Annotated in this window: 21 protein-coding genes; 9 read left to right on the forward strand and 12 right to left on the reverse strand. The window is 59.7% G+C overall.

Annotated elements, in window-relative coordinates; genetic code table 11:
* Nucleotide 1: 1 nt before the first annotated feature.
* The 4 genes from scpB to ACO07T_RS18210 all read right to left on the reverse strand — a co-directional run bounded on the left by scpB (nt 2) and on the right by ACO07T_RS18210 (nt 2,198).
* Nucleotides 2–595, reverse strand: coding sequence for an SMC-Scp complex subunit ScpB (gene scpB / locus ACO07T_RS18195; RefSeq protein WP_422050548.1), 594 nt, complete (start codon nt 593–595; stop codon nt 2–4).
* Nucleotides 596–599: 4 nt separating this feature from the next.
* On the reverse strand, nt 600–1,514 hold the full coding sequence (locus ACO07T_RS18200; protein WP_422050549.1) for a DUF1403 family protein: 915 nt from the start codon (nt 1,512–1,514) through the stop codon (nt 600–602).
* Between the two features lie 144 nt (nt 1,515–1,658).
* Complete coding sequence (locus ACO07T_RS18205) at nt 1,659–1,952, reverse strand: CcdB family protein (RefSeq protein WP_422050550.1); 294 nt, start codon at nt 1,950–1,952, stop codon at nt 1,659–1,661.
* Nucleotides 1,953–1,958: 6 nt separating this feature from the next.
* Nucleotides 1,959–2,198 carry a type II toxin-antitoxin system CcdA family antitoxin gene (locus ACO07T_RS18210; protein WP_422050551.1) on the reverse strand — a complete coding sequence of 80 codons (240 nt, stop codon included), beginning with the start codon at nt 2,196–2,198 and terminating at the stop codon, nt 1,959–1,961.
* A gap of 41 nt (nt 2,199–2,239) precedes the next feature.
* Between ACO07T_RS18210 and ACO07T_RS18215 the strand changes: the two genes are divergently transcribed.
* Nucleotides 2,240–3,190, forward strand: coding sequence for an integrase (locus ACO07T_RS18215; RefSeq protein ID WP_422050552.1), 951 nt, complete (start codon nt 2,240–2,242; stop codon nt 3,188–3,190).
* Between the two features lie 46 nt (nt 3,191–3,236).
* Here the strand turns inward: ACO07T_RS18215 and ACO07T_RS18220 are convergent, their stop codons facing one another.
* Both ACO07T_RS18220 and ACO07T_RS18225 read right to left on the reverse strand, forming a co-directional pair.
* Entirely contained in the window at nt 3,237–4,361 is a 1,125-nt protein-coding gene (locus ACO07T_RS18220; RefSeq protein ID WP_422050553.1) for a ParB N-terminal domain-containing protein, read from the reverse strand.
* Complete coding sequence (locus ACO07T_RS18225; RefSeq protein ID WP_422050554.1) at nt 4,354–5,757, reverse strand: AAA family ATPase; 1,404 nt, start codon at nt 5,755–5,757, stop codon at nt 4,354–4,356. The genes ACO07T_RS18220 and ACO07T_RS18225 overlap by 8 nt, the downstream gene beginning before the upstream one ends.
* Nucleotides 5,758–6,280: 523 nt before the next feature.
* Between ACO07T_RS18225 and ACO07T_RS18230 the strand changes: the two genes are divergently transcribed.
* Entirely contained in the window at nt 6,281–7,477 is a 1,197-nt protein-coding gene (locus tag ACO07T_RS18230) for a replication initiation protein (RefSeq protein ID WP_422050555.1), read from the forward strand.
* Between the two features lie 18 nt (nt 7,478–7,495).
* On the opposite strand, the gene ACO07T_RS18235 is transcribed toward ACO07T_RS18230, so the two are convergent.
* A complete protein-coding gene (locus ACO07T_RS18235) occupies nt 7,496–8,437 on the reverse strand; it encodes an aminotransferase class IV (protein ID WP_422050556.1) in 942 nt (313 codons plus the stop codon).
* Between the two features lie 330 nt (nt 8,438–8,767).
* Here ACO07T_RS18235 and ACO07T_RS18240 point away from each other — a divergent pair, with 330 nt between their 5' ends.
* Genes ACO07T_RS18240 through ACO07T_RS18250 form a run of 3 tightly spaced genes read left to right on the forward strand, consistent with a single transcriptional unit; the run spans nt 8,768 to nt 11,668 of the window.
* Complete coding sequence (locus ACO07T_RS18240) at nt 8,768–9,823, forward strand: C4-dicarboxylate TRAP transporter substrate-binding protein (protein ID WP_422050557.1); 1,056 nt, start codon at nt 8,768–8,770, stop codon at nt 9,821–9,823.
* Nucleotides 9,824–9,830: 7 nt separating this feature from the next.
* Nucleotides 9,831–10,328, forward strand: a complete 498-nt coding sequence (locus tag ACO07T_RS18245; RefSeq protein WP_209088532.1) for a TRAP transporter small permease — start codon at nt 9,831–9,833, stop codon at nt 10,326–10,328.
* The gene (locus ACO07T_RS18250) at nt 10,328–11,668 is read left to right on the forward strand and encodes a TRAP transporter large permease (protein WP_422050558.1); all 1,341 of its coding nucleotides are present in this window, start codon (nt 10,328–10,330) and stop codon (nt 11,666–11,668) included. The genes ACO07T_RS18245 and ACO07T_RS18250 overlap by 1 nt, the downstream gene beginning before the upstream one ends.
* A gap of 61 nt (nt 11,669–11,729) precedes the next feature.
* Here the strand turns inward: ACO07T_RS18250 and ACO07T_RS18255 are convergent, their stop codons facing one another.
* The 5 genes from ACO07T_RS18255 to ACO07T_RS18275 form a co-directional block, all read right to left on the reverse strand.
* Nucleotides 11,730–14,051, reverse strand: a complete 2,322-nt coding sequence (locus ACO07T_RS18255; RefSeq protein WP_422050559.1) for a PAS domain S-box protein — start codon at nt 14,049–14,051, stop codon at nt 11,730–11,732.
* 258 nt (nt 14,052–14,309) lie between these two features.
* Nucleotides 14,310–15,365: an adenylate/guanylate cyclase domain-containing protein gene (locus ACO07T_RS18260; RefSeq protein WP_209065456.1), complete on the reverse strand. Its 1,056-nt coding sequence runs from the start codon at nt 15,363–15,365 to the stop codon at nt 14,310–14,312.
* A 1-nt stretch (nt 15,366) separates the two neighbouring features.
* Nucleotides 15,367–15,729 carry a group I truncated hemoglobin gene (locus ACO07T_RS18265; RefSeq protein WP_209065457.1) on the reverse strand — a complete coding sequence of 121 codons (363 nt, stop codon included), beginning with the start codon at nt 15,727–15,729 and terminating at the stop codon, nt 15,367–15,369.
* 150 nt (nt 15,730–15,879) lie between these two features.
* Nucleotides 15,880–16,752 carry a class I SAM-dependent methyltransferase gene (locus ACO07T_RS18270; protein ID WP_247743983.1) on the reverse strand — a complete coding sequence of 291 codons (873 nt, stop codon included), beginning with the start codon at nt 16,750–16,752 and terminating at the stop codon, nt 15,880–15,882.
* A 33-nt stretch (nt 16,753–16,785) separates the two neighbouring features.
* On the reverse strand, nt 16,786–17,613 hold the full coding sequence (locus ACO07T_RS18275) for an alpha/beta fold hydrolase (protein WP_422050560.1): 828 nt from the start codon (nt 17,611–17,613) through the stop codon (nt 16,786–16,788).
* A 264-nt stretch (nt 17,614–17,877) separates the two neighbouring features.
* Between ACO07T_RS18275 and ACO07T_RS18280 the strand changes: the two genes are divergently transcribed.
* The 4 genes from ACO07T_RS18280 to ACO07T_RS18295 all read left to right on the forward strand — a co-directional run bounded on the left by ACO07T_RS18280 (nt 17,878) and on the right by ACO07T_RS18295 (nt 23,503).
* Entirely contained in the window at nt 17,878–20,106 is a 2,229-nt protein-coding gene (locus tag ACO07T_RS18280; RefSeq protein ID WP_422050561.1) for an ATP-binding protein, read from the forward strand.
* Complete coding sequence (locus ACO07T_RS18285; protein WP_422050562.1) at nt 20,099–20,815, forward strand: response regulator; 717 nt, start codon at nt 20,099–20,101, stop codon at nt 20,813–20,815. Before ACO07T_RS18280 ends, ACO07T_RS18285 begins: the two co-directional genes overlap by 8 nt.
* Before the next feature lie 371 nt (nt 20,816–21,186).
* On the forward strand, nt 21,187–22,122 hold the full coding sequence (locus tag ACO07T_RS18290) for a hypothetical protein (protein ID WP_422050563.1): 936 nt from the start codon (nt 21,187–21,189) through the stop codon (nt 22,120–22,122).
* A gap of 13 nt (nt 22,123–22,135) precedes the next feature.
* Nucleotides 22,136–23,503: a sigma 54-interacting transcriptional regulator gene (locus ACO07T_RS18295; protein ID WP_422050564.1), complete on the forward strand. Its 1,368-nt coding sequence runs from the start codon at nt 22,136–22,138 to the stop codon at nt 23,501–23,503.
* Nucleotides 23,504–23,511: the final 8 nt, after the last annotated feature.

Genomic DNA, 23,511 nt, shown 5'->3' on the forward strand with positions numbered 1-23,511 from the left:
CTCAACCCTCCGGATGCAGACCCGCATCTGTCAGCATTTCACGATCGGGCAAATCTCTAAGGCTTTCCAGATCGAACGCCACCAAAAACTGATCGGTTGTCACAAAAGTGTAGGGCGCGCCGCGTCTCGGGCTGCGGGGGCCGGTGCCGATGAGGCCGCGCTCATGCAGGCGGCCGATGAGATCGCGGCTGATGTCTTTGCCAAAGATGTCTTTGAGACCGTCGCGGGTGATCGGCTGGCGGTAGGCGATGGCGGCGAGCACGGCGATTTCAAACTCGCCAAGGTCCACCAGATGCGCGCCCAGATGGGCGGCGGCATGGATGGCGGGTGCATAGGCCGGGCGGGTGCGCAGGATCCAGCCGTCATTCACGGCGGCGATCTCAAAGGCGCGGCCTTCCAGATCGGCGGCGAGATCATCAATCAGCAGATCAACCGACGCCCCCTGCCCCACCACGCGGGCCAAATCCTCTTTGGGCACCGGGGATGCGGAGGCAAAGAGCACCGCCTCGATCCGGCGCATCCATTCGCGCCAGCGCAGGGCGGGTTCAACGCCTAGAAGTTCGCGATCCAAAACAGGCTCTGTGCGGTCTTTCATCGGCTCAGATCCCGTAGAGCCGGAAGCTTTCGCGCCCGGTCAATTCGCGCGCGACGCCAAGGCTCACCAGCCGGTCACAAAACCGCCGCGCGGCACGATCTGACATGAGATGGGTCAACGCCTGAGGGGCCACAGCGTCATGAGACAGAAAGAGGTCGACCGCCTGCGCCGCCCCTTTGGCGCGCAGCTTTGGGGCAATGGCGCGCAGAACCTCTGCCTTGCGGATCAGGCCAAGCGCCAGCCCGATGGCCTGCTCTGCCCCCGAGGCTGCGGCCTGATGGCAGGCCAAGTGCAGCGCTTCGCCGGATTTGCGCAGATCGCGGGGCGTGAGGCTGAGCGCAAGCAGCGGGACTAGGTAGGACCAGCGCATCTTTTTTGACAGGGTGGCATCCGCAAGCGCCAGCGCCAGAGCCTCGGCCTTTGGCTGATCGCGCAGAACCGCCTCCAGAGTCGCGGCCGCGCTGGACAGCGGGTTGCGCGAAGCCCCCTCGCCCTCAGCGGCCATCCAGGTTTCGATCTCCGCCGTATCATATTGCGGAAAGGCGCGATGCAAGGCGACCGCGCTCAACGGTCTGGCCGCCGCGCGCAGCCAGCTTTGGTAGGTGTCTCCGGCCGGGCCGGGTTGATCCTCGGGGCGCAGAAAGAGAACCGCATCCCGCAGCTCCGCCAGACGCTCCGGCCGACCGGTGGCAATCACGCAGGCTTCCGCCGCGCGCAGGGCCAATCGCTCACGCAGCAAGGGCTGTGGCAAAGCCGCCTGCGAAAGAACGATATTGAGCCGCGACAGCGCTGTGCCTGAAAGAAAAGCGGCATCTTCCAGCGATTGCGCCGCCAGAGAAGAGGCCGCGTGCCCCTGATCCAGCGGAGGCAGATCAAGGCTCAAATCCTGCAAAGAGAGAGAAGACGGCGCGGCTATCATGTTCGGGAGCCTAATCGCACGCGGCGCTTATGACCAGATTTTTCCGCAAAAAGCGCCGCAACATGCAAGACCCGGTCATGTCCAATAATCTTGATTTATCGGTCACAATGGGCGAATCTCACGCTTATGAGGCCTTTAAACCGCTCATATGCCATTTATCAGGATGTCCAACGCCCTCTTCAAGGGCTCTTTATGCGCCGCCAGAGAGCCCAGAGGGCCGCTCAGCGCGCCTTGTGGCACCGTTTGCACCTCAGGCACACGCACAAGCCACAGAGCGCCCTCAAACGCGACCTCAGGGGTCAGACCCGGCAGTGCCGTGAACCGCGCGGCCTCCCGCAAGGGCGCGACGATGCGCGAGGCCTCTATGCCGATCAGATCGGTCTGCAGATCCACAACCAGCTGCCCGTCCGCAAGACGGTAGACATCAAACTGCGCCATGGCCCCCTACCCTCGCTTTGGCCCCGGCTTTGGCGCGGTTTCAGACAGGCTGACAGCCGCGCTGGCAACCTCCTCACCATAGGCCTCAATCGCGGCACGGTTTTCCTCGCGCCAGCGGCGGTTCTGCTCGGCCTTGCAGGCGTCAACGATGGCCGCCTCCGCAAGACGCGACATGTTCAGGCCCAGATCCCGCGCTTTGGCGACCACCTTTGCCTCCAGCGTCAGATTGACTTTGATACGGCTCATCACGGCCCTCGATATTTATACGTATGCTTCAGGAGTATATTGTGACCGAGACCCCCAAACAAGCCACGCCTTCTCCGGAAAACACCAGCAAAGCCTATGCTGCGGATTGGCGGCATTTTGCACGGTGGTGCCGGTTGAACGGGGCAGAGCCCCTGCCCCCAGCCCCGCAGATCGTGGCGCAGTATCTGGCTGATTTGGCCAAGCCCTCAGGCGGCACCCCTGCCCTGCAAAGTACGAGCATTCGGCGGCGGCTTTCCGGGTTGGTCTGGAACTTTGCGCAGCGCGGACTGATCCTTGATCGCGCGGCACCTGAGATCGCAGCCGTGCTCGACACGCTGCGCCGCACTGAGGCAACGCCGAAGCGCAAAGACCCGATCCGACCGGATGAGATCCTGATGATGACGGCCACCCTGGCCTTTGATCTGCGCGGGTTGCGGGATCGTGCGCTGCTGTTGATCGGATATGTCGGCGGGCTGAGCCGGTCAGAGATTGTCGGGCTGGATCTTGGCGACGCGCGCGGCGCGGAGGCCACCGGCTGGATCACGATCCTTGAGGGGGGCGCGGTGCTGACCCATGCCACGCGCACTGGCTGGCGTGAGGTGGAAATCGGGCGCGGCTCTGGTGAGCAAAGCTGCCCTGTTCATGCGCTGGAGCAATGGCTGCATTTCGCAAAGATCCAATCCGGCCCGGTGTTTGTGCGCACTTCGCGCAATGGCAAACGCGCGTTGGAGACGCGGCTGAATGACAAACATGTGGCGCGGCTGATCAAGCAAACGGCCCTCGCGGCGGGCCTACGGCCGGAGCTTTCGGAGAAAGATCGGATGGCCCTGTTTTCCGGGCATAGCCTGCGCAGCGGGTTGGCCCACGCGGCGAAGGTTGATCGAACTGTGGGGGTAAATGCGGCCGGCGTGACATCCGCCGAAATGACCCGCCCCTCTGAGGACAACCGCGTCAGGTTTCAGGTGAACCTGACCAAAGCGGCGGGTCTGTAAATTTGGTTCCGCGAAACCCGCACGCAGGTTTCGCGGCGAAACCCTCTTAGGGGCGCTCAAGGAAAACGCGGATCTCTTCGAGCAGGTTTTCCATCATTTCACCGTCAAGTTGGCGGCCTTCAAAACGCAGCGAATAGCCATCCGCATCTGCCTGACGGCGGATCGTGATCCCGTTGGATGTGACCAGCGTTTCCGCGTCGCGCCAGCCAGACGCCGGTGGCGTGGTGCGCGGACGACCGCCGCGTTTGGGATCCCGCTCCGGCGCGTCCAGCGTAGAAATCACCCCATCGATCACCGCCCATTCCTCATCGGCTGTGGCCGAAGACGCCGCCGCAAGCCCGTTGCGAATGCGGGTCTCGCCCCCCTGACGCAGCGCTTGCGCCAGTTTCAGGCCGCGCTTTTCGCTGAGCGCATCGGGGAATTCCAGCATGTCACCAAGCTCTTCAAAGATCAGAGCAAAGCTGCGGACCTTGGAGCGCTTGGCCTTGGAGCCGGTTGCGAAGAGCTTGTTGACCGCGTCCTCGACATTGAGAAACGCGCCTTGCTGCGCGGAGATCACCGCGATGCGGCCGCGTTCGAAATGGCTCAGCTCGGAGCGCACTTCGTTTTCTTCGACCATGGCGACAAAGGCAGCATCGGTTTCCGCCGGTGGACGGATGATGGCGCGAATGGATTTGAACTGGGCTTCCTCTGTCAGCCCCAGCAATTCGCGCACCGCCATCAGACGACGGTAGCCCGAGAGCAATCCGTAGCGCGGCGAATCCATCCGATCGCTCGCGGGCAGCTCATAAACCTCGATGGGCAGACGCAGGCCGTTGGCGGAGATCGAGAGACGCAGCTCCAGCATATCATCGGCATCCAGCGCCGCGCGGTCACGGACCATGGCGTCGGCGTCAATCTCACCCACAGGGATATCGACCAGCAGGCGGCCATCGGTCTCCGCTTCCTGCAGCTTTGCCTCGCTCGCCTCAAGTTGCGCCTGACGCGCGCGGTCTGCGGCACTGGCCGGCTGGGAAACCGCAGCGGCCTCCGCGGCAATCTTGGCAATGGGGGCCACGCCGCGCACCTGCGAAGCTGCGGGTTCGGGGACAGAGGTTTCGCGGCGAAACTCCTCTTCCAGTTTGCTCAGGTCGGCGCTGCTTGGCGCCACAAGTTTTCTGCGTTTAGCCATCGTTTGCCTCCGTGTTCATCTGCTCTGCTTTGAGGTCTTCAAGATCGCGCCACCATGTGCCGACGATGATCTCTTTAACCTCGGCCCATGTGCGGTCGAAAGTTTCGCGCCCGCGCACATAGGTGTCGCGGTTGAATTCGCGGTAATCTGCCTCGTAGATGCCGTTCACCTGTTCGCCAGCCTGACCAACCATCGCCGTCATGTCCTGACGGTAGGTTGTCATGAAGTCGCCGAAATAGGCCTGAATGACATTGGCGAGATCGGTCTGTTGCCCCGCATCAAAGCGGGTGATCAGCGCGCGCACCGCATCCCATTCAAACTTCACCTCCGGCAGGCCATCGCGGCGGCGGGCGGCGTTTTCACCTTCTTCGACACTGGCGAAGGTGGAATAGAGCATGTCAAAGAACCGGCCCGTGGAGTCAAATTCAAGGAACGACGCGCCGAGCGGGACCAGCAGGATGTCGGCCGCGGCAAGCGCGTTGATCGTGAGGTAGCCGAGGGCAGGGGGGGTATCGAGGAAGATGATGTCATAGTCATCCACGATGTTCTCATTGGTGAGCGCGTTTGTGAGCGCATCCCACAGCGGCCAACTGCGCAGCCCCATGCGCCAGACCGGGATCTGGAACTCCGCCCAGTAGAGATTGAGCTGCGCACCAAGCAGGTCGATGTTGGGCCAGTGGGTTTCCTGAATGATGTCGCGCGCGGTGACATTGAGCGCTTCGGTCAGGGTTTCATCGAAGGGCAGGGGGGTGTCGCCGGACGCTTCCCGCACGCTGTTCTCTGCCAGCACCGCCTGGGCATAGTCTTTGGCCATGAGCGGGAAAGCGGTGGACCATTCGTCCTGCACATCGCCGCCCATGATGGAGGTGAGCGAGCCCTGGCTGTCGAGATCGATCACCAGCACCTTATAGCCGTCAAGTGCGGCGGACATGGCGAGGTGGGCCGTGGTCGTGGTTTTGGAGGTGCCGCCCTTGAAGTTGGAGACCGCCACAATTTTCGCGGGGAGACCCTCGGGGCGCCAAGGCTGGTACTCACGGTCCTGCGCGCCCTCAGCGGCGAAATGCGCACGAAGGGCCAGAACGTCCTCCAGAGAGAACCACTTGGAATTTCCTTCACCCACGCCTTGGGGAAGTTCCGGATATTTCTTCAGCACGCGACGGAAGTGGGCCGGTGCCACCGGGATCAGAAACTTGCAGATCTCCCAAGTGGAGAATCGGCGGAGCCTTTTTTTGCCGTCAGGGGCATAGCCGCGACGGGCGAGATCCTGTCTTCCCTTCGTAGCGAAGGCCGCCGCTTTTGCGAATCGGGCGGTGTCGATAGGGTCAGATAGCTTGGCGGCGGCTTCGGCTGGGTTGATGTTGAAATATGGGGGCAGGTTATCTTTGCCTGATACCATCTCAGTTCCTCTGCGATGTACTGCTTCGATCGTGATTTTGCCGGAACTATCGCACATGAATTTGCCAATGTGAATCAAAGATGGCGGTTTCGCGGCGAAACCTTCCGAAAATCACAAAAAACAGCGACGTAAAGCTTGTAGAGTCTTTAGGATATTTAGAATCTTTACGATCAGGATCAAAAATAAAATCAAAGGCTTAGATAGGTTTGGGGACCTGCCTACGGGATCAAAGGGACCCAACTACAGGATAAGAGGTGCCTGTTTGCAGGGGGTAGGGGCCCGATTCGCGGGAATAGGGGTACCAGAGTCCAGTTTTGGCTCTTTCAGCCCCGGATTTGGCAAAATCCTGTGGATAACTCAGTAGGGCATCCCGTATTTGGGTCCCTTAAGGGGGGTGCCGGTCCCGGTGGAAATCCTATAGGTACCCGCCTACGGGATCAGTTATCCACAGATTTAAGCACCCATATTGAGTTTGCGTTAAGGTTCCTTTCAGCGCATAATGTGCGCAAAAAAGGGCAGAGCGATGAACGATATTCCTCGCGACCAACTCACAGGCGCATTGCGGCGTGGAGCGGTGAAAAAACATGTGGCGGCGATTCACGTCTCCGGCAAACTGACGCTGTTGCAGCGGAAGTTGTCGAACGTGCTGTTGCTGAACGCCTATGACACACTCACCAGCCAGAGCAAACACTCAATTGATGCGCGCACCCTGTGTATGATGATTGGTTACAACTCCAATGACATGGAAACGCTCAAGGCCTCGCTGCGCGGATTGGCGGAAACCGTGGCCGAGTGGGACATGCTGGACGAGAAAGGCCAGCAGGAATGGGGTGTGTCGAGCCTTCTGAGCTATGCCAAGCTGAAAGGCGGCGTCTGCGAATACTCCTATTCCCATGCCTTGGCTGAGAAATTGCATGACCCGAAGGTTTTTGCGCTCATCAATCTCAACATTCAGCGCAAGTTCACGTCGGGCCACGCGCTGGCGCTTTATGAGAACTGTTACCGGTTTATCCGCACCGGCAGCACCGGCTGGTGGTCGATGGATCTGTTTAGGCGGCTGATGGGGCTGGATGGATCAAGCTATTATGAGAGCTACAAACATCTCAATGCGAAGGTCATCAAGCCTGCGGTCGCTGAGGTGAACAAAACCAGCAATATTCTGATCGAACCTGAGACCCGCAAACAGGGCAGGGTTGTCACCGATATCCGCTTCCGTATCAAAGAGAACCCGCAGCTGGCGATTCTGGATATTGATGACGGTGAGGGGATGCGCCACGGGCCGGTTTATGCGCGGCTGCGCGAGCTTGGAGTCAGTGACCGTCTGGCGCGGCAATGGCTGGGGGCCTATGGCGAAGAGCAGGTCATGGCCAAGCTGGATTACGTGCGTCAGCGCAAAGATGTGAAAAGCATGGTCGGATATCTGACCGCTGCGCTGAAAGAAGATTACAAAGAGGTCGAAGAGGTGGCGGCGCCTGTTGTGCCGCGATCTGAGCGGGCCGAACGCCTGCGGCGTGTTCAGGCGGCAATTGAAGCGCGCACCCCAACGCAGCGGGATGCGGACAAGCGCCTGTTTGCGAGCCAGCTGGAAGATGATGTGGCCCGCGGTGACTTTGAGCGCTTTGGCTGGGTGTCACCGCTGAACATCCGCGCGATCTTTGCCTTCTGGGAAGACATGGATCCGGAGATTTTTGAGGGGTTGGAGGACGAGCCGGTCTCCTGACCCCGGTTTCTGTGCGGATTACCCGCGCGCCGCCTTCTGAGCGGCGACGTTTTCGGCCACCAGCTCTTTGTAAAGCGCGCGAATGCGGGCCATCACCGGGCGATCGCCGGTGCCAATGGGCTTGCCGTCGATCTCTGCCACCGGGGTTTGGGCGCCAAAAGTGCCGGTGAGGAAGGCCTCATCAGCGCCGTAAGCCTCGTAAAGGGAATAGTTTTTCTCGCGCACGGGGATGTCGTTGGCGCGGCAGAGGTCGATCACCTTCTGACGGGTCACGCCGTTCATGCAGTAATCCCCGGTGGAGGTCCAAACCTCGCCCCGGCGCACAATGAAGAAGTTGCAGGCGTTGGTGGTGTTCACAAAACCATGCGGATCGAGCATCAGCCCTTCGTCTGCGCCCGCCTGTTCGGCCTGTAGGCAGGCAATCACACAGTTGAGCTTGGAATGGCTGTTGTATTTTGCGTCCTGACTCATCGGCAAGCCACGCACCTGCGGCACGGTGGCCAGACGGATGCCCGCGTTTTGCAGGCTGTCGACCGGCTTGGAATGTTCGATGATGGCCACAATGGTGGGCCCCCATTTGGAGAGGGCAGGGTGCTGAAACGGTTTGGCCTTGCGGCCACGGGTGATCATCAGGCGGCAATGGGCATCGCCGGTCATGCCGTTGGCCGCTGCGGTGTCGTCGAGGATTTTGCGGATGTCCTCCGGCCCCATGTTGAGATCGATGGACACCGACTTCAGCGAGTTGAAGAGCCGGTCCATGTGTTCGTCAAAGAAGGCCCACTGCCCGTCATAAAGCCGCATCCCTTCCCACATGCCGTCGCCCAGCATGAAGCCGCTGTCATAGACGGAGACCTTTGCCTCGTCTTTGGGGACGATTTCCCCATCCACATAGATCTTGATGTGATCGTTGCGGTCGTCTGATTTGGCGTCATGGGTGGAGTGGCGATCTGTGTCGGTCATGGGCGGCTCAAAGCTGATTGATGGGCAATCTGCGCCTGATGGGCACAGCTATGGGCGAGACCTTAGAGCGTTGAAATTGCTTTGGAAAGAGCGATGTTGGGGGGGATGCTCCCGGTTTTGGGTGCAGATTGGGGCCAGTGGGCGTCACCGGTTCCCGATGCGCTTTCGTACCCAGCTTGCAACGGTTTTTGGCCGTCGTGACGCAGCGGATTGCGTGAGGGCGCGCGCGCACAAAACACTTGCGTGGTCTCTGACGCGGCACTAGCGTTAACTTATCTGCGCGAAATTAAATTTCGCATAGCGGAAAAGGCATGTCAAGGGAGGAGTGATATGTTGAAGATCAAACAATTTTTGGGAGCCGCCGTTCTGGCGGGATGCGCCGCCACAGCCGGGGCGGAAACAGTCTTGATCCACGGGGAAGCCGGGCCGAACCGCGGGGCGCGGGCGGCGGCGTTGTCGTGGTATGCTGAACAGGTCGCGGCGCGCTCGGAAGGCGACATGCGTATCGACGTGCAGTGGGGCGGGGCGTTGTTCAAAGCCAACGCAGCGCTTGCAGGCGTGAAAGACGGCATTGCGGATCTGGGCACGGTGATTGCGGTTTACTACCCGCAGGAGCTGGTGGGCTATGGCATCGCGGATTTGCCGCTGAACAACCCGGACGCCTGGGTTGGCATGCGCGCAACCGATGAGTTCATGCGCACAAATGCGGCGATCCAGGCGGATCTGGACGCAAAGAACCTCGTCTACATCGGCACCTGGACAACCAGTCAGGTGAACATTGGCTGCAAAGACGCCGCCATTCGCACCGCAGAAGACGTTGAGAACCTGAAAGTGCGCGGTGTGGGCGCTTATGGCAAGGTCTTTGGCGAGATGGGTGCAAATATGGTGCGCATGTCAATTTATGATGCGTATCAAGGGCTTGATACCGGTTTGATTGATTGCTCGCAGGGGTATTCCTATGCGGTGGCCGCGTTGAAGCAATATGAGGTCATGGACAGCTACACGATGCTGAACTGGGGTCAGGTTGGCGGCGTTGGCATGTTCATGAACAAGGACAGCTATCAGTCGCTGAGCGCGGATCAACAGGCGCTGTTGCAAGACGTCGGTTCGGACATGGCGGATGAGTTTGGCCGCATCATCACCGCAGCCAATGAAAAAGCCATCACCCAGATGAAAGACAACGGTGTTGAGGTGATCGAGCTGGCGCAGGAAGAACGCGCCGCGCTGGTGGAGAAAGGCCAGCAGTTTGTTGCGGCCTGGTCTGAAAATGCCGCCAAGGCGGGCATGCCGGGTGAAGAGATGCTTGCGGAATATCAAGCGCTGATCGCCAAGTGGACCGAGACACGGGACAGCGAGGGCTATCCCTGGGATCGTCAGGCGAACTGAGCTGAAGATGATCAAACGATGCGAGCGGGCGCTGCTGGCTTGCGCGGCATTGGCGGTGATCGGGATGGGTGTCCTGATCACAGCCAATGTGATTGCGCGGAGCTTTGGCGGCAATATCCCTGACAGCAATATCATTGTCGAAGAGCTCATGGTGGCGGCGGTGCTGCTGCCGCTGGCCATCGCAACCGCGCAGCGCGCCCATGTGGTGGTGGAGTTTGTCTCCAACCGCTTTCCCGCGCGGCTGAGATCTTGGCTGATTGTGTTTGGCTCTCTCGTGGGGCTGCTGGCGCTGGCGCCGATGATCTATGCCGGTGGGCGGGCGTTTTTGGCGGAATGGAGCTCGGGGAGCTTCTATTTTGGCGATCTTGGCCTGCCGAAATGGCCGGGGCGGCTGTTGTTTGTGCTGGGGCTGTCGGCCTGTTGGCTGAGGCTTCTGATGCTGGCCATCTCTGATATCAGAACGATCCTGAACGGGCAGACCGTCAGTGACCAAGGAGGCCATTGATGGATCCGGCAACAATTGGGCTGATCGCCTTCGCAACCGTGTTGGTATTGCTGGCGCTGCGGGTGCCGATTGCCTTTGCGCTTGGCGCGGTGGCGGTTGTGGCGACCTTTGTCATCTTTGCGTTTCGCACCGGCACTTTCATGCCGGAACGCGCGATCCGCGCCACCACGTCGATGGTGTTTAACAACGCCTTTGACCTCATACACTCTTATTCGCTGTCGATGATCCCGCTGTTCGTGGCGCTGGGACATATCGCCTATCGCGCGGAAATTACGACAAAAATCTACTTTGCTGCCAAGGTCTGGATGACCCGCATTCCGGGTGGGGTGGCTATGGCCAGTGTGATTGGCTGCGGCGGATTTTCGGCGATCACCGGATCCTCGATCGCCTGCGCCTCGACCATGGGGCGGATCTGTACGCCGGAAATGCTGCGGATGGGGTATGATCCGCGACTGGCCACCGCCAGCGTGGCGGCCGGGGGCACGCTGGGATCGCTGATCCCGCCGTCGGTGTTGTTCATCATCTTCGGGATTTTCACCGAAACCTCGATTTCAAAGCTGTTTCTCGCAGGCATTCTGCCCGGATTGCTGACGTTGCTGGGCTTTGTCGCGGTGATCTGGATCTGGGTGCTGCGCGCGCCGCATATTGCGCCGGATGTTGGCGAAACCTACACCACGGAAGAACGCAAAGCCGCCGCAATTGCCGCCTGGCCCGCGCTGTTTCTGTTTGTGGTGATTGTGGGCGGCATCTACGGCGGGATTTTCACCGCGACCGAGGCGGCGGCGGTCTGTGTGTCCGCTGCCACGGTGATCGGGTTTGCTCAAGGCACGCTGACCTTGCAGGGGCTTTGGGACAGTGTGAAGGAGACTTGTGTTCAAACCGCGGCGATCTTCTTTATCGCGGCGGGGGCCAAGGTCTTTGTGTCTTTCATCGCGCTGACCGGCATTGCGCCTGCGATTGTGGAATTTGTGTCGGCGGCGGATATGTCCGTTGTGGTGCTGATGATCTGTATTGCGCTGATCTATCTGGTGCTGGGCATGTTCCTTGATCCGATTGGCATCATGGTTCTGACATTGCCGCTGTTGGTGCCGCTGGTGGAGAGCTACGGGTTGAACCTGATCTGGTTTGGCGTGGTGGTGATCAAGCTGCTGGAGATCGGGCTGATCACGCCGCCGGTGGGGCTCAATGTCTTTGTAATCGCCAATGTGGTGGGGAAAGAGGCGCCGATTGACCGGATTTTTGCCGGTATCGCGCGGTTCCTGTCTGTGGATATCATTGTGCTGGGGCTGATTATGGCCTTCCCGATCCTGTCGCTGTGGATTCCCACGGGTGCGGGGTAAGGCGCGGAGTAGGGCGCGAGCTGGCGGCCCTTGATCTGAGAGAGGATCGAGGGCCGGGTGTCTAGGAGGCGGCTTTCAGACAGCTGTCGATCTTGCCAAAAAGCACGTCGCGGCGGACCGGTTTGGCCACATGGCCGTCACAGCCCGCGTCCAAAGCGTCGCGCACATTGTGGGCCATGGCGTTGGCCGAGAGCATCAGGATCGGGGTGCGCTGTTTGTCGGTCTGGGCCTCAAAGGCGCGCATCCGGCGCACCGATTGTTCGCCATCCATGACGGGCATCCGCATGTCCATCAACACAAGATCAATCGGCTTTTTGGGGGCTTGAAAGATTTCCAAAGCTTCCAAGCCGTTGGAGGCAAAGGTGATTTCGCATTCTGCAGATTGAAGCACGAGGCTGATGACCTTCTGATTGACCATGCTGTCCTCGGCAATCAGCACATGGCATCCGCGCAGGTTCATATCATCGGCGATCCCCACAGGTGCTGCGACCGTGGATGCGGCGGGTTTAGCGGGCTGAAGCGGGAGCTGCAGCGTGAAGGTGGCACCTTCGCCCGGGGCAGAGGTCACAGTGAGCGCGCCGCCCATGTTCTGCGCCAGAGCGGAGCTGATCGCGAGGCCCAGACCTGTGCCGCCAAATTTGCGGCTGTCGCTTTTGCGTTGCTGCTGGAAGCGTTCAAAGACGTTGCCTTCCGCTTTGGCAGGAAAGCCGATGCCGCTATCGGCTATGACAAACACGAGGGCGGGTTTGCCAGGGGTTTTCTTGAGCGACAGCGAGCAGGTGATATGGCCTTGATCGGTGAATTTGACGGCGTTGGAGGCGAGGTTTGAAATGATTTGCCGCAGGCGGAGCGGGTCGCCGCTCGCAAGATCGGTTTCGTCTAGGTCACTGGTCAAAGAGAAGGTGACACCTTTGGCATCGGCCTGTTCCCGGTGCAGCCTGAGCGCGGCGGACACCTCTTTGAGCGGGGCGAAGGGGATGGTTTCAAACTGCAGCTTGCCTGCTTCGACTTTGGAGAGGTCCAGAATGTCAGACAGCAGCCCTTCGAGCATGTCGCCGGATTCATAGATTGTCTGCACGAGGTCTCTTTGCCGCGCGCTGAGGCCTTCGTCGCGGTGGAGACTGTCGGCAATGCCGATGATCGCGTTGAGCGGCGTGCGGATTTCATGGCTCATATTGGCAAGAAAGGCGGTTTTGGACTGGTTCGCCTCTTCTGCGGCCTTGCGGGCTTGTGCCAGAGATTTTTGCCGCTGCCATTGCTCTGTGATGTCGTTGGCGGAGCCGAAGATCTGCCCCTCAAATCGGGTGAAACGCAGATCCAGAATGCGTTTGCTGCCGTGGCGATCCTGCAGCGCGGTTTGCAGGGCATTGGCCTTCTGCCCAAGCCGCGCTTTGCGCAGGGCTTTGGTGACCTTGTCGTGGTCATGGGGTGCGATGAAATCGCTGATATGGTGGTGCAGCAGGTGGTTTTTGGAATGACCGGACGCCGCGCAGAAGGCCGGATTGACCCGCTGAATGCAGCCGTTGTCATCTAAAATGACATTGGGGGCGTGCGACACATCAAAGAAGGCTGAGATCAGCCGACTGGTGCGCACCTTCTCTGTGATGTCAAAACGTAGGGCAACAAACCGGATCGGGCGGCCATTTGGCTCCATGACGGGATAGATAATTGTGTCAAACCAAATGGTTTCGCCTTGCTTGCTGCGGTTGCAGATCTCTCCGCGCCAGATTTTTCCACGGGAAATGGTCTGCCACATCCGGTGAAAGAACGCCTTGCTGTGATGGCCGGAGTTCATCAGGTTATGGTTTTTGCCGATCAGCTCGTCTTTGGTGTATCCGGACACGCGCAAGAGGTTCTTGTTGACGTGCAGAATTCTCCCGGCGGCATCTGAGACTGACAGGATCGCGGTCTCGTCAACAACGGCGTGCAGCTCCCTGAGGTCGTCCAGCGTGAGTTGGTCAGAAGGGCGACGGGTCTTGGCCGCAATGTGCTGGCCGGTTTCCAGAGGTTCAAAATGGCCGATGAGCTGCGTGGTTTTCCCATCTTGGCAGACGGGGTGCCCTGCGCTTGCGAGCTTAATTTCCTGACCATCGGCGCGTTTTGCCACAAACTCAAACCGCCAGGGCGTTGCTTCCTGAATGCTGCGATGCAAGGCATTTTGGATCGTCGGGCGGTATTGGGGCAGGCAAAATTCAAAAGCGTTTTCAAACCGTGGCTGATAGCTGGGGTCGACGCCGTGAAGCGCCTGTGCGGCGGGGCTCCACCAGACGGTTTTCTCTATCAGATCCACTTGCCAGAGTGCGGAGATCGGGGTGGAGGCTGTGTCAAAATCATCTGCCACGTCCGGCGCAGGCGCGCCAAAAAAGTCATAGGCAGTGGTCATTCAGGTCACCTCTCAGAACTTCGACCAAGTAAGGAACTCTCGGCCCAAATGAGAGCCAACCTCACGTGTCACCTTCTGGAGACCCGCAGTACGTGTGTAACAAGTTATCTATAGGGGGAAGAGAGGCGTAAATCCATGATGGATAGTCGCAAAAATACAATTAGTTCAATGAGTTAAATCTGTATTTGGCGCGCATGTTTTATCCGCATTTTGCTTGAAAATTGCGCGGTGAAAGACCCGTGTTTGACCCTGCGTGCGTTATGATCCCGCAAGCTTTTTCTCGATGCCGACATCCAGCAGCCGCCAGACCTCCTGACGGTCAAAGCCACGGATGTCTTTTGCGCCCAAGGCTTGCAGGTCAAACTGATCTTTCAGGGTGGCGGCGACCTCGTCCTGCACAGAGATCTGCATCGGTTCGGCAAATTCCTGTAGCCGCGTGGCGAGGTTTACGGCGGGGCCGAAGATGTCATAGACGTATTTCTGGATGCCCACGACAGAGCCAACCACGGCGCCGGAGGCGATGCCGATGCGGCAGCGCCATTGGTTGGGGTGGCTGGTGTTGCGCCGTTCCAGATAGCGCACAAACCGGATGGCGGCATTTGCCACGGCGCGGGCGTGATCCGGGGTGGGATCGGGAAGACCCGCGACGGTGATATAAGCATCGCCGATGGTTTTGATGCGCTCGCAGCCAAATTGCTCGCCGATCCGGTCAAAGGCGCTGTAGATGTCATTGAGTTCGGTCACCGTGACGCTGGGATCTGCGGAGGCCACCATGTCGGTGAAGCCGACAAAATCCAGCATCAGGACGGAGACCGGATCATAGAGCTGGGGCGTGACCACGCCGAAGGCCTTATATTCTTCATAGACGGAGCGGGGCATGATGTTGAGGAGCAGCTTTTCCACCTGCTCCTTTTCGCGTTTGATTTCGCGCGTGTTGCGCTCAACCATCATGGAATAGGAGTCGATCATCGACTCCAGCTCGCGGATGCGGGTGATGTTCTGGCAGACCAGCACGATCAGCTCCTGATCGCCATCGGTGGCGGAGGTGAAATCCGCTGCGATCACCAGCTGGCGGCGCTTTTTGCGGTGGCGGATTTCGGCGGTGTATTGGCCCGCGTCATCAAGGGCGGCGTGAAGCTCCTCGGTGTTGAGATCCTCAAACACTTTGAGCAGCTCGTCGGTTTCCAGCCGGTCCTCAAACCATTCCTCAAAAGTGTTGTTATAAAACAGAAACTTGAGGTCGCTGCGGCCCACAAGGGCGACGCCGACACCAATGGCGCGCAGGAGCTGTTCGTTGATGGCTTCGATGGTCATCTCAGGGGCTCACGATCAAGGGGCGGCGGGATTCAAACTCTTGCAGGACGGCAGATATATCTCCTTCGTCAAAGCCGTGATCGCGCAGGGTGCCTGACAGCACGACTTTGAGCTCGTCAAAATGCGGGTCCTGAATGTCGAGATGGGAATGCAGCTGGCGCAGCTGGTGGTCGGTGTAGGAGGCCGGGCCGCCGAGCAGGGTGGCGACAAATTTGGTCTGGTGGTCGACCATTTTGGACATGTCGATGTCATCAAAGAAGGGGCCGATATCGTCGCTGTCCAAAAGCGTGTCGTAAAAGGCCATGACCACGCGGCTGACGTTGGAAAACCCGCCGTATTTCTCGAAAAGTGATTGGCTTGACATAGTCCCCCCCTTTTCAAAGCCCGAATGCTCGGTGTCTTGCATCATACAAAAAATGGTTAATTTAGGAACCCTGCGGATATCGGGGGCATTGCCTTGGGGCAGGACCGCGCGATGTCCGCAGGGGGGAGGCATGTCGTCAGAGAGGTGCAATTACCGCTTGGTGATGACGATTTCCGCGTACTCGGATGGCACGATCATGGAGCCGTCGGTGGCGACGTTGAACTGCGCGATGGTGGCGCGCATGTCTGTTTCCAGCGCCTCTGCCGCGTCGCCAACCGCGAGGAAGGCTTTGTGCACGGGGCCATAGTAGGTGCGGAAGAAATCGATGAAATGATCCGGTGAAGCGTAGCGGAAATTGAAGTTTTTCAGTTCAAACGCAATGGTTTCGGCGGTCGGGCCAAATTGCGCCTCGATCCAGTCGCGATTGCCCCAGCGCGCGGGGGATTGGACACCGGCAGGGGGTGGCACATGGCGGCCAAGCGTTTTGAAGAGATGGCCGATGAAGCTGTCTGGGGTCCAGTTGGCCATGGCGATCTTGCCTCCGGCGCGCACCACGCGGGACATTTCGCGCGCGGACTGTTCCTGATTGGGGGTGAACATCACCCCGAAGGTGGAGGTCGAGATGTCAAATTGCCCATCCTCAAAAGGAAGGTCTTCGGCGTCTGCCACCTGAAAGGTGACCTCAAGCTTATCGGCCTCAGCGCGGATGCGGCCTGCTTCCAAAAGCGCGGGAACGTAATCGGTGGAGGTCACGGCGCACCAGCGGCGGGCAAAGGCCAGAGTGGCGTTGCCGTTGCCGCCCGCCACATCGAGCACGGTTGCGCCATGGGCGGGCGCGGTGGCCTCGGCCAGCATCTCGCCGGTGATCTGCAGGGTGCTGCCGATTTTGGCGTAGTCACCGGAGGACCAAGCGGCGTTCTGCTTGGTTTTGATGGCTTTGTAGTCAGGAGCTTGGGTGGTCATGGTGCTGTCCTTTCGGGGGGAGGTTTTGGTCAGGTTGAAGAGAGGGTTTGCGAGGGTCATGATGGTCTCCTTTGATGAGAGGGCGGGGCAGGATCAGGCCGCGACACGCGCAGGCCAGGTGACGGGGCGCGCGGCTTTCTGAACGCGCGCGATGTGCTGCAGGATGCGGGGATTGACCCAATCGGGATCAAAGATCGGTGCCATGTGGCCCATGGCGGGGAGCAGGGCGAGTTCGGCGTTGGTGACCTCCTGCGCAATCATCTGTGCGGTGGCCTGCGCAAGGGCTGGGGATTCCATCCCGACCATAATCAGCGTGGGGATGCGCAGGCTCTGCAGATCGCTGAGGTGCCATTGCTCGCTTTCCAGATCCCGAAAATCCTCCAGCAGCTTGGGGGCCAGTTCGACCAGCTTGTCCTGACGCTCCGGGGGCAGGGAGGCCCAGCTTTGCGGGACGGTCCAGTAATCGACGAAACCTTGAAGATCAGAGGCGGACTTGGGCTGAGACAGCTGTGTTTCCAAGGCGCTGAACCCCTCCAGCAGAGAGCGGCCCTCGGCGTCGGCGGCTTTCAGAACATGAAAGGCTGCGGGTTCATAGAGCGTGAGGCTCTTCACCAGTTCGGGACGCAGCAGGGCGATTTTGAGCGCCACGCCGCCACCAAAACAATGGCCGATCAGATGCACGGGCTGTTTGAGCGCCTCGATTTTGCGGATGATCGGAAGGGCGGCACGGGACACGCCTTGGCCCTCATCCACGCGGTCGTCTGCGCTGCCGTAGCCGGGCAGATCCCAAGCGTGCAGCTCAAAGCGATCGGAAAACTGGGTGCGCAGGTCGTCCCACTGATGGGCGCCGGAGGCTGAAGAATGCAAAGCGACCACCGGAGCCGTTTCGCGGGTGAGGCTGTTGGGGAGGGGGTGCATCATCATTACTCCAAACACTGGTTACGGACCCAGATTTGGCCTGTGGCTGTTTCACTGTGATGTCTGTGCAGGCGGGGTGATGTTTCAGTTGTTTCGCGGGCCAAATGCAGGGGGATGCGGGGTAGGGCGCAGGGATTTTTGGTGTTTTTGCCTTTGGCGTGCCAAACTGCGCCCAATTACTGAAACAATTGAAACACGCGAATTTGCTTCTGAAAACCAACTGAAACTTGGGCCGGATAGGGATAAGCCATGGCCTCTGAGACAGACATGGACACAGACGTTGATACGGGTTCGGATCGTTTTCACGAGCTGCTGAGCGATGCGATTGAAAGTCTGTCAGAGGGGTTTGCACTCTATGACGACAACCGCAAGCTGGTGGTCTGTAATCAGAAATACATCGAGATGAATGCGGGGGTTGCCGATCTGCTGCATCCCGGGCTGGATTGGGAAATTCTGATGCGTGAAAGCGCGCGGCGCGGGATTTATCACGATGCGATTGGGCGCGAGGATGCCTGGGTCTCTGACCGGTTGCAGACCACCCATGACTATGTGACCGATTTTGAGTTGGTGCAGACCGATGGCACCCACTACCTTGTGTCGACCCATCCCACCAAGATGGGCGGGTTTGTTGTGACCCGCACGGATATTTCCGACCGCAAGAAGGCAGAGGCCGCGACGCGGGACGGGGATTTGCTGATCCGGACGGTGTTGGATGCGAGTTCGGCGATTGTGACCATGGCGCGTGTGGGCGACGGCAGCCTGATTTACCGCTCTCCGGCGGCGCGGGAGCTGTTTGGCGACACCAAGTCTGCGCGCGATCATTATGTGAACCCCGATGACCGGGCTGATTTTGTCACCGAGTTGCTCGCGATGGGGCAGATCGACAATTATTACCTGCGGGTGCAGGCTAAGGGGCGGGAGTTTCCTGCCTCTATTTCCGCGCGGATCGTGGAGTATCGCGGCGAGGATGTGATTGTCTCTAGTGTTGTGGACCTGACCAAGGAGGTGGAGGCACAGCAGTTGATCCAGCAGGTGCTGGAAGCCTGTCCGATCCCTTTGCAGATGACCAAGGCGGCCACGGGGGAGACCTTGTTTTCAAGCCCCGAGACTTTGGCGCTTTTTGGGAACGGGGACAGTGCGCAGAGCTATTATGTGGAGGCGCAGGAACGGGCGCGCTATCTCAAAGAGCTGCGGGCGGCGGGTGTCGTGCGCAACCGGAAGGCGGAATATATCAAAGGCGATGGCACCCGGTTTTGGGGGGCGGTTTCGGCACAGCTGATCGATTTCAAGGGCGAGGAGGTCATTGTGTCGAGCACGCGGGACATGACCGATGAGCTTGCCTTGCAGGAGGAATTGGCCGCGCAGCGGGAGCTGCTGTATCAGAATGAGAAGATGTCTGCCCTTGGGGAGCTTTTGGCGGGGGTGGCGCATGAGCTGAACAACCCGCTGTCGATCGTGGTGGGTCATGCGCTGATGCTGCAGGAAGATGTGACCGATCCGGAAACCCAGCGGCGGGTGGCCAAGATCGGCGCGGCGGCGGAGCGCTGTGCGCGGATTGTGAAGACCTTTCTGGCGATGGCGCGGCAGCGGCCGACCTCGATGGAGCGGGTCAATCTGGACAGTGTGATCGGCGCGGCATTGGATGTGGCCGGGTACGGGCAACAGCAGGATGGCATTCAGATTGCCTATGCGCCGGAGACGGATCTGCCCGAAATCCACGCGGATGCGGATCAGATCACGCAGGTGGTGATCAATCTGGTGATGAATGCCGGGCAGGCGATAAAGACCTCGGGTTTGGGAGATCAGATCCGCATCACGGCGCGGCCGGTCAAAGCGCGCAGCCAGATCGAAATCGCGATCAGTGACAATGGTCCCGGCGTGCCGGACCATATCCGCGCGCGGATTTTTGAGCCGTTTTTCACCACCAAGGAGATTGGCAGCGGGACGGGCATTGGCCTCGCGTTCTGTCATCGCATAATCCACTCCCACAACGGTCAGATCTGGCTGGACGGGCAGGCTGCCTCCGGCAGCCGGTTTGTGATCCGTTTGCCGGCGGCTCCGCAGAATGGCGCGGCGCAAGGTCACAGTGCGCGCGTCGCTGAGGCGCAGGCGGTGGGCCGTGTGCTGGTGGTGGATGATGAAGAGGACATTGGCGCGCTGATCGCGGAGGTTCTGAAGCGTGAGGGCTATCTTGTGGATCAGGTTGGCTCCGGCGCGCAGGCTTTGGAGCGGCTGGCGGGGCAGGGCTATGACGTGGTGCTGAGCGATCTGAACATGCCGGATGTGGACGGCAAGACGCTGTTTGCCACGCTCAAGCGCGAGCATCCGGAGATGGTGTCTCGGATTGCCTTCATTACTGGCGATACGATGGGGCCAACCTCGCAGAAGACCTTGCAGGAGGCGGGTCGCCCGTATCTGGAAAAGCCGGTTGCGCCGGAAGAGCTGCGGCAGCTGGTGCAGGACATCATGGCGGAAGGTGGGGGGCGCAATGCGTGATCAGGCAACCAAGATTCTGGTCTGTGACGATGAGATCGATGTGCGCGAGATGCTGGCGGAATATCTGACCAAGCGCGGCTTTCATGTGCTGAGCGCGGCCAACGCAGAGGAATTGCGCGCCACGCTTGGCAAGGGGCGGGTCGATCTGATTGTGCTGGATATCAACATGCCCGGTGAGGACGGGCTTTCGGTTCTGAGATCACTGCGCCCGGACAATCCCGTGCCGGTGATCATGCTCACCGCTGCGGGCGATGTGGTGGACCGGATCATTGGTCTTGAGATGGGCGCGGATGATTATCTGGGCAAGCCTGTGGATTTGCGCGAACTGGAGGCCCGGCTGAAGGCGGTCTTGCGGCGGCAGGACACGCCGCAGACGCAGGGCCAGAGCAGTGATGGCGCCACCACCGCGCGGTTTGGCGCGTTTACCCTTGATCTGGAGGCGGCAAAAATGGTCTCGGACGCAGGCGAAGAGCTGGCGCTGACGGCGATGGAGTTCAACCTCTTGAAGGTTTTTGCGCGCAACAAGGGGCGGGTGTTGAACAGGGATCAGATTCTGGAGCAGGCCCATGACCGCTCCTGGGATCCGTTTGACCGCAGCATCGATATCCGGATTTCACGGCTGCGCCGCAAGATTGAGCGCAATCCCGAAAAGCCGACCATCATCCGCACGGTGCGCGGCATCGGGTATGTCTATGACCCTGAGGACTGACGGGGCTTGGCGGGAAAGGCGGGTCAGCTCTGATGCAGATAAACAATCTTAGGTAGAAATTTCATTTACATAATATATTCGGCGAAGACTTGCCGTTTTATTCTTTTGATATTTTTTATGGGCATGCCCATTTAAATCTCTGTTTTGTATATGCAATCATGCGAAATGGATGTGATATTCACAATGCTGCAGGTGTGGAATCTCCTACTGGCCCCGGCACGCTCAGTTGCCCTAAGATACCAAAACTGTTAGAGTTTATTGAAGAATTTGAACGGCGTGCGCGCCTGAATTCTATTGCTGTAAGCCATTTGTGCGCGGCAAAGCGCATTCGCTAAATTGGACCGAACTTCTTTTGAGATGGGAGCGCAACTGTGTTTGGATCAGTTGTATTGGAGCTGTTTATTGGCGTTGCCTTTTTGTTTTTGGCATTGAGCATCGTGATCACCGCTGCGCAGGAGATGCTGACGGGGCTGCTTGGCATGCGGTCTGCCAATCTGGTTGTGGCGCTCAGGAACCTGCTGGAAGATCCGGACGGAAGCTTTGTGCGTGAGGTCATGGAGCATCCGGCGATGCGTCATCTCTATCGCGGCAAACCGCGCAGCGGGGTGTTTGGCCTGATGGGGAATGGGCCGTCTTATGTGCCCAGCAGTGCCTTTGCGACGGCGCTGTTGGATGCGCTGCGCAGCAAGAATGGCAATGGTGCCGCGCTGCCGGTTGCGGTGGATGAGCTGTTTGGCATGGCACCCGAGATCGTGCGGGACATGCCGGAGGGTGTGCTCAAACGTTCGCTGACCTTGATGATCGGGCAGGCAAGTGATCTTGACCGGCCTTTGCAGCGGCGCGCCGAAATGGCGGAGCGGCGTTTGGCGCAGTGGTTTGACGAGTCCATGGATCGGGCAAGTGGCTGGTACAAACGCAAAAGCCAGTTTGTCAGCGTGCTGTTGTCGATCGGGCTGGTGGTGGCGATCAATGCCAATGCGCTGACCTATATGGAGCTGTTGTGGAAGGACTCAAACCTGCGCGAGGGGATTGTGGCGGCGGCGGAGGCAACGGCGGCTCAGGGCCAGCCGCTGCCAGATGATACGCAGGCGCGGCTGGACGATCTGGCCATATTGCCGATTGGCTGGCAGGGGCGGAGCTTTTCCGATGCTTTCTGCAGCGCGCAGGAGAGCCTTAAAACACTGGCGGGATGGGCCATCACGGTGCTGGCCATCAGCCTTGGGGCGGCGTTCTGGTTTGACGTGATGAAGAAAGCGCTCGCAATCCGCGCGAGCGGGCCGAAACCCGCAAACCCCGCAGCAGGGTGAGGTGGGTGCCACCATGTCACTGGATGATACAGACCGCAGGCTGACGCTGGTTTCTCAAGAAAAATCAGACCGTTTTGAGGCGTTTCTTGGGGCGCTTGGGGCGCTGGATTACCGCGTGCAGCTGACCGGACCTGAGGCTTTGGCAAAGACCGCGGAAGGCAACAGTCTGGTCTATCTGGGCATGCGCGGCTGGGATGGGCGCACCATGCGGCGGCTGAAGGCGCTGGCGGCGCATCCGCATTGTATGCTGGCGATTGAAAAGAGCGCGTTCCGCTGGGCGGAGCCGACCATTCGCGATTGTCGTGAGTTTCTGACCTGGCCCTGTGCGCCCTCCGAGCTGAAGATGCGGCTGGAAAGATGTGGGCGCAGTGGCCCGTTGGGACGCCCGGCGGATGAGCGGGCGGCCGAGGTGAGCGCGCTGGGGCTGGTGGGGCAATCACGCTGTTTTGTGGACAGTCTGGTGACCCTGCGCCGCTTTGCTGAATGTGACGCAGCGGTGCTGATCAAGGGCGAAACCGGCACCGGCAAAGAGCTGGCCGCGCGGGCGATCCATCAGCTTTCGGCGCGCAGCGAAGGCCCGTTTGTGCCTGTCTGTTGCGGCGCGTTGCCGGACACGTTGATTGAGGCAGAGTTGTTTGGCCATGCGCGTGGGGCGTTTACCGACGCACACGAAGCCCGTGCGGGACTGGTCGAGCAGGCGCGCGGCGGCACGTTGTTTCTGGATGAGGTCGAGGCGCTGAGCGCCAAGGCGCAGGTGGCCTTGTTGCGGTTTCTGGAATCACTGGAGTTTCGCCGCGTGGGCGGCAGCCGGACACAGCGGGCGGATGTGCGGGTGATTGCGGCGGGCAATGAAGATCTGCGGCAACTGGCGCGGGACGGGCGGTTCCGTCTGGATCTGTTGTATCGGCTGGATGTTTTGTCGCTCGCGCTGCCACCGTTGCGCCAGCGTGTCGGGGATGTGGCCCTGCTGACGCGGCATTTTCTGACGCTGTTTGAGCAGCAATATCAGACCGGCGCGCTGGCGCTGGACATAAGATCCAGCCATTGGATTGAAGAATACACCTGGCCCGGCAATGTGCGGGAGCTGGAAAATCTGGTGCATCGCGGCGTGGTCACGGCGCAGGATGGTTTGGTTTCAGTATGCCCGACGGAGCCGCGCGCGCGCGACAGTGTGGACGAGGCTTTTGGCGTGGCCAAGGCACGCGCGGTGAACGCCTTTGAGCGGCGCTATCTGGAAAGCGTGATGGCCCAGACGCAGGGCAATGTCACCAAAGCCGCAGAACAGGCGGGCAAGGAGCGCCGCGCCTTGGGCAAGCTCCTCAAAAAGCACGGCATTGATCCGGCCGGATTTGCCCAAGCCTCCCCCACAAACGGATTTTGAGCACCTGC

It is taken from the genome of Shimia sp., from assembly GCF_965227725.1.
Lineage (GTDB): Bacteria > Pseudomonadota > Alphaproteobacteria > Rhodobacterales > Rhodobacteraceae > Shimia.

Coding starts and splice junctions, on each gene's coding strand:
- scpB (WP_422050548.1), bottom strand. CDS start 595: ATGAAAGACCGCACAGAGCCTGTTTTGGATCGCGAACTTCTAGGCGTT.
- ACO07T_RS18200 (WP_422050549.1), bottom strand. CDS start 1,514: ATGATAGCCGCGCCGTCTTCTCTCTCTTTGCAGGATTTGAGCCTTGAT.
- ACO07T_RS18205 (WP_422050550.1), bottom strand. CDS start 1,952: ATGGCGCAGTTTGATGTCTACCGTCTTGCGGACGGGCAGCTGGTTGTG.
- ACO07T_RS18210 (WP_422050551.1), bottom strand. CDS start 2,198: ATGAGCCGTATCAAAGTCAATCTGACGCTGGAGGCAAAGGTGGTCGCC.
- ACO07T_RS18220 (WP_422050553.1), bottom strand. CDS start 4,361: ATGGCTAAACGCAGAAAACTTGTGGCGCCAAGCAGCGCCGACCTGAGC.
- ACO07T_RS18225 (WP_422050554.1), bottom strand. CDS start 5,757: ATGGTATCAGGCAAAGATAACCTGCCCCCATATTTCAACATCAACCCA.
- ACO07T_RS18230 (WP_422050555.1), top strand. CDS start 6,281: ATGAACGATATTCCTCGCGACCAACTCACAGGCGCATTGCGGCGTGGA.
- ACO07T_RS18235 (WP_422050556.1), bottom strand. CDS start 8,437: ATGACCGACACAGATCGCCACTCCACCCATGACGCCAAATCAGACGAC.
- ACO07T_RS18240 (WP_422050557.1), top strand. CDS start 8,768: ATGTTGAAGATCAAACAATTTTTGGGAGCCGCCGTTCTGGCGGGATGC.
- ACO07T_RS18245 (WP_209088532.1), top strand. CDS start 9,831: ATGATCAAACGATGCGAGCGGGCGCTGCTGGCTTGCGCGGCATTGGCG.
- ACO07T_RS18250 (WP_422050558.1), top strand. CDS start 10,328: ATGGATCCGGCAACAATTGGGCTGATCGCCTTCGCAACCGTGTTGGTA.
- ACO07T_RS18255 (WP_422050559.1), bottom strand. CDS start 14,051: ATGACCACTGCCTATGACTTTTTTGGCGCGCCTGCGCCGGACGTGGCA.
- ACO07T_RS18260 (WP_209065456.1), bottom strand. CDS start 15,365: ATGACCATCGAAGCCATCAACGAACAGCTCCTGCGCGCCATTGGTGTC.
- ACO07T_RS18265 (WP_209065457.1), bottom strand. CDS start 15,729: ATGTCAAGCCAATCACTTTTCGAGAAATACGGCGGGTTTTCCAACGTC.
- ACO07T_RS18270 (WP_247743983.1), bottom strand. CDS start 16,752: ATGACCCTCGCAAACCCTCTCTTCAACCTGACCAAAACCTCCCCCCGA.
- ACO07T_RS18275 (WP_422050560.1), bottom strand. CDS start 17,613: ATGATGCACCCCCTCCCCAACAGCCTCACCCGCGAAACGGCTCCGGTG.
- ACO07T_RS18280 (WP_422050561.1), top strand. CDS start 17,878: ATGGACACAGACGTTGATACGGGTTCGGATCGTTTTCACGAGCTGCTG.
- ACO07T_RS18285 (WP_422050562.1), top strand. CDS start 20,099: ATGCGTGATCAGGCAACCAAGATTCTGGTCTGTGACGATGAGATCGAT.
- ACO07T_RS18295 (WP_422050564.1), top strand. CDS start 22,136: ATGTCACTGGATGATACAGACCGCAGGCTGACGCTGGTTTCTCAAGAA.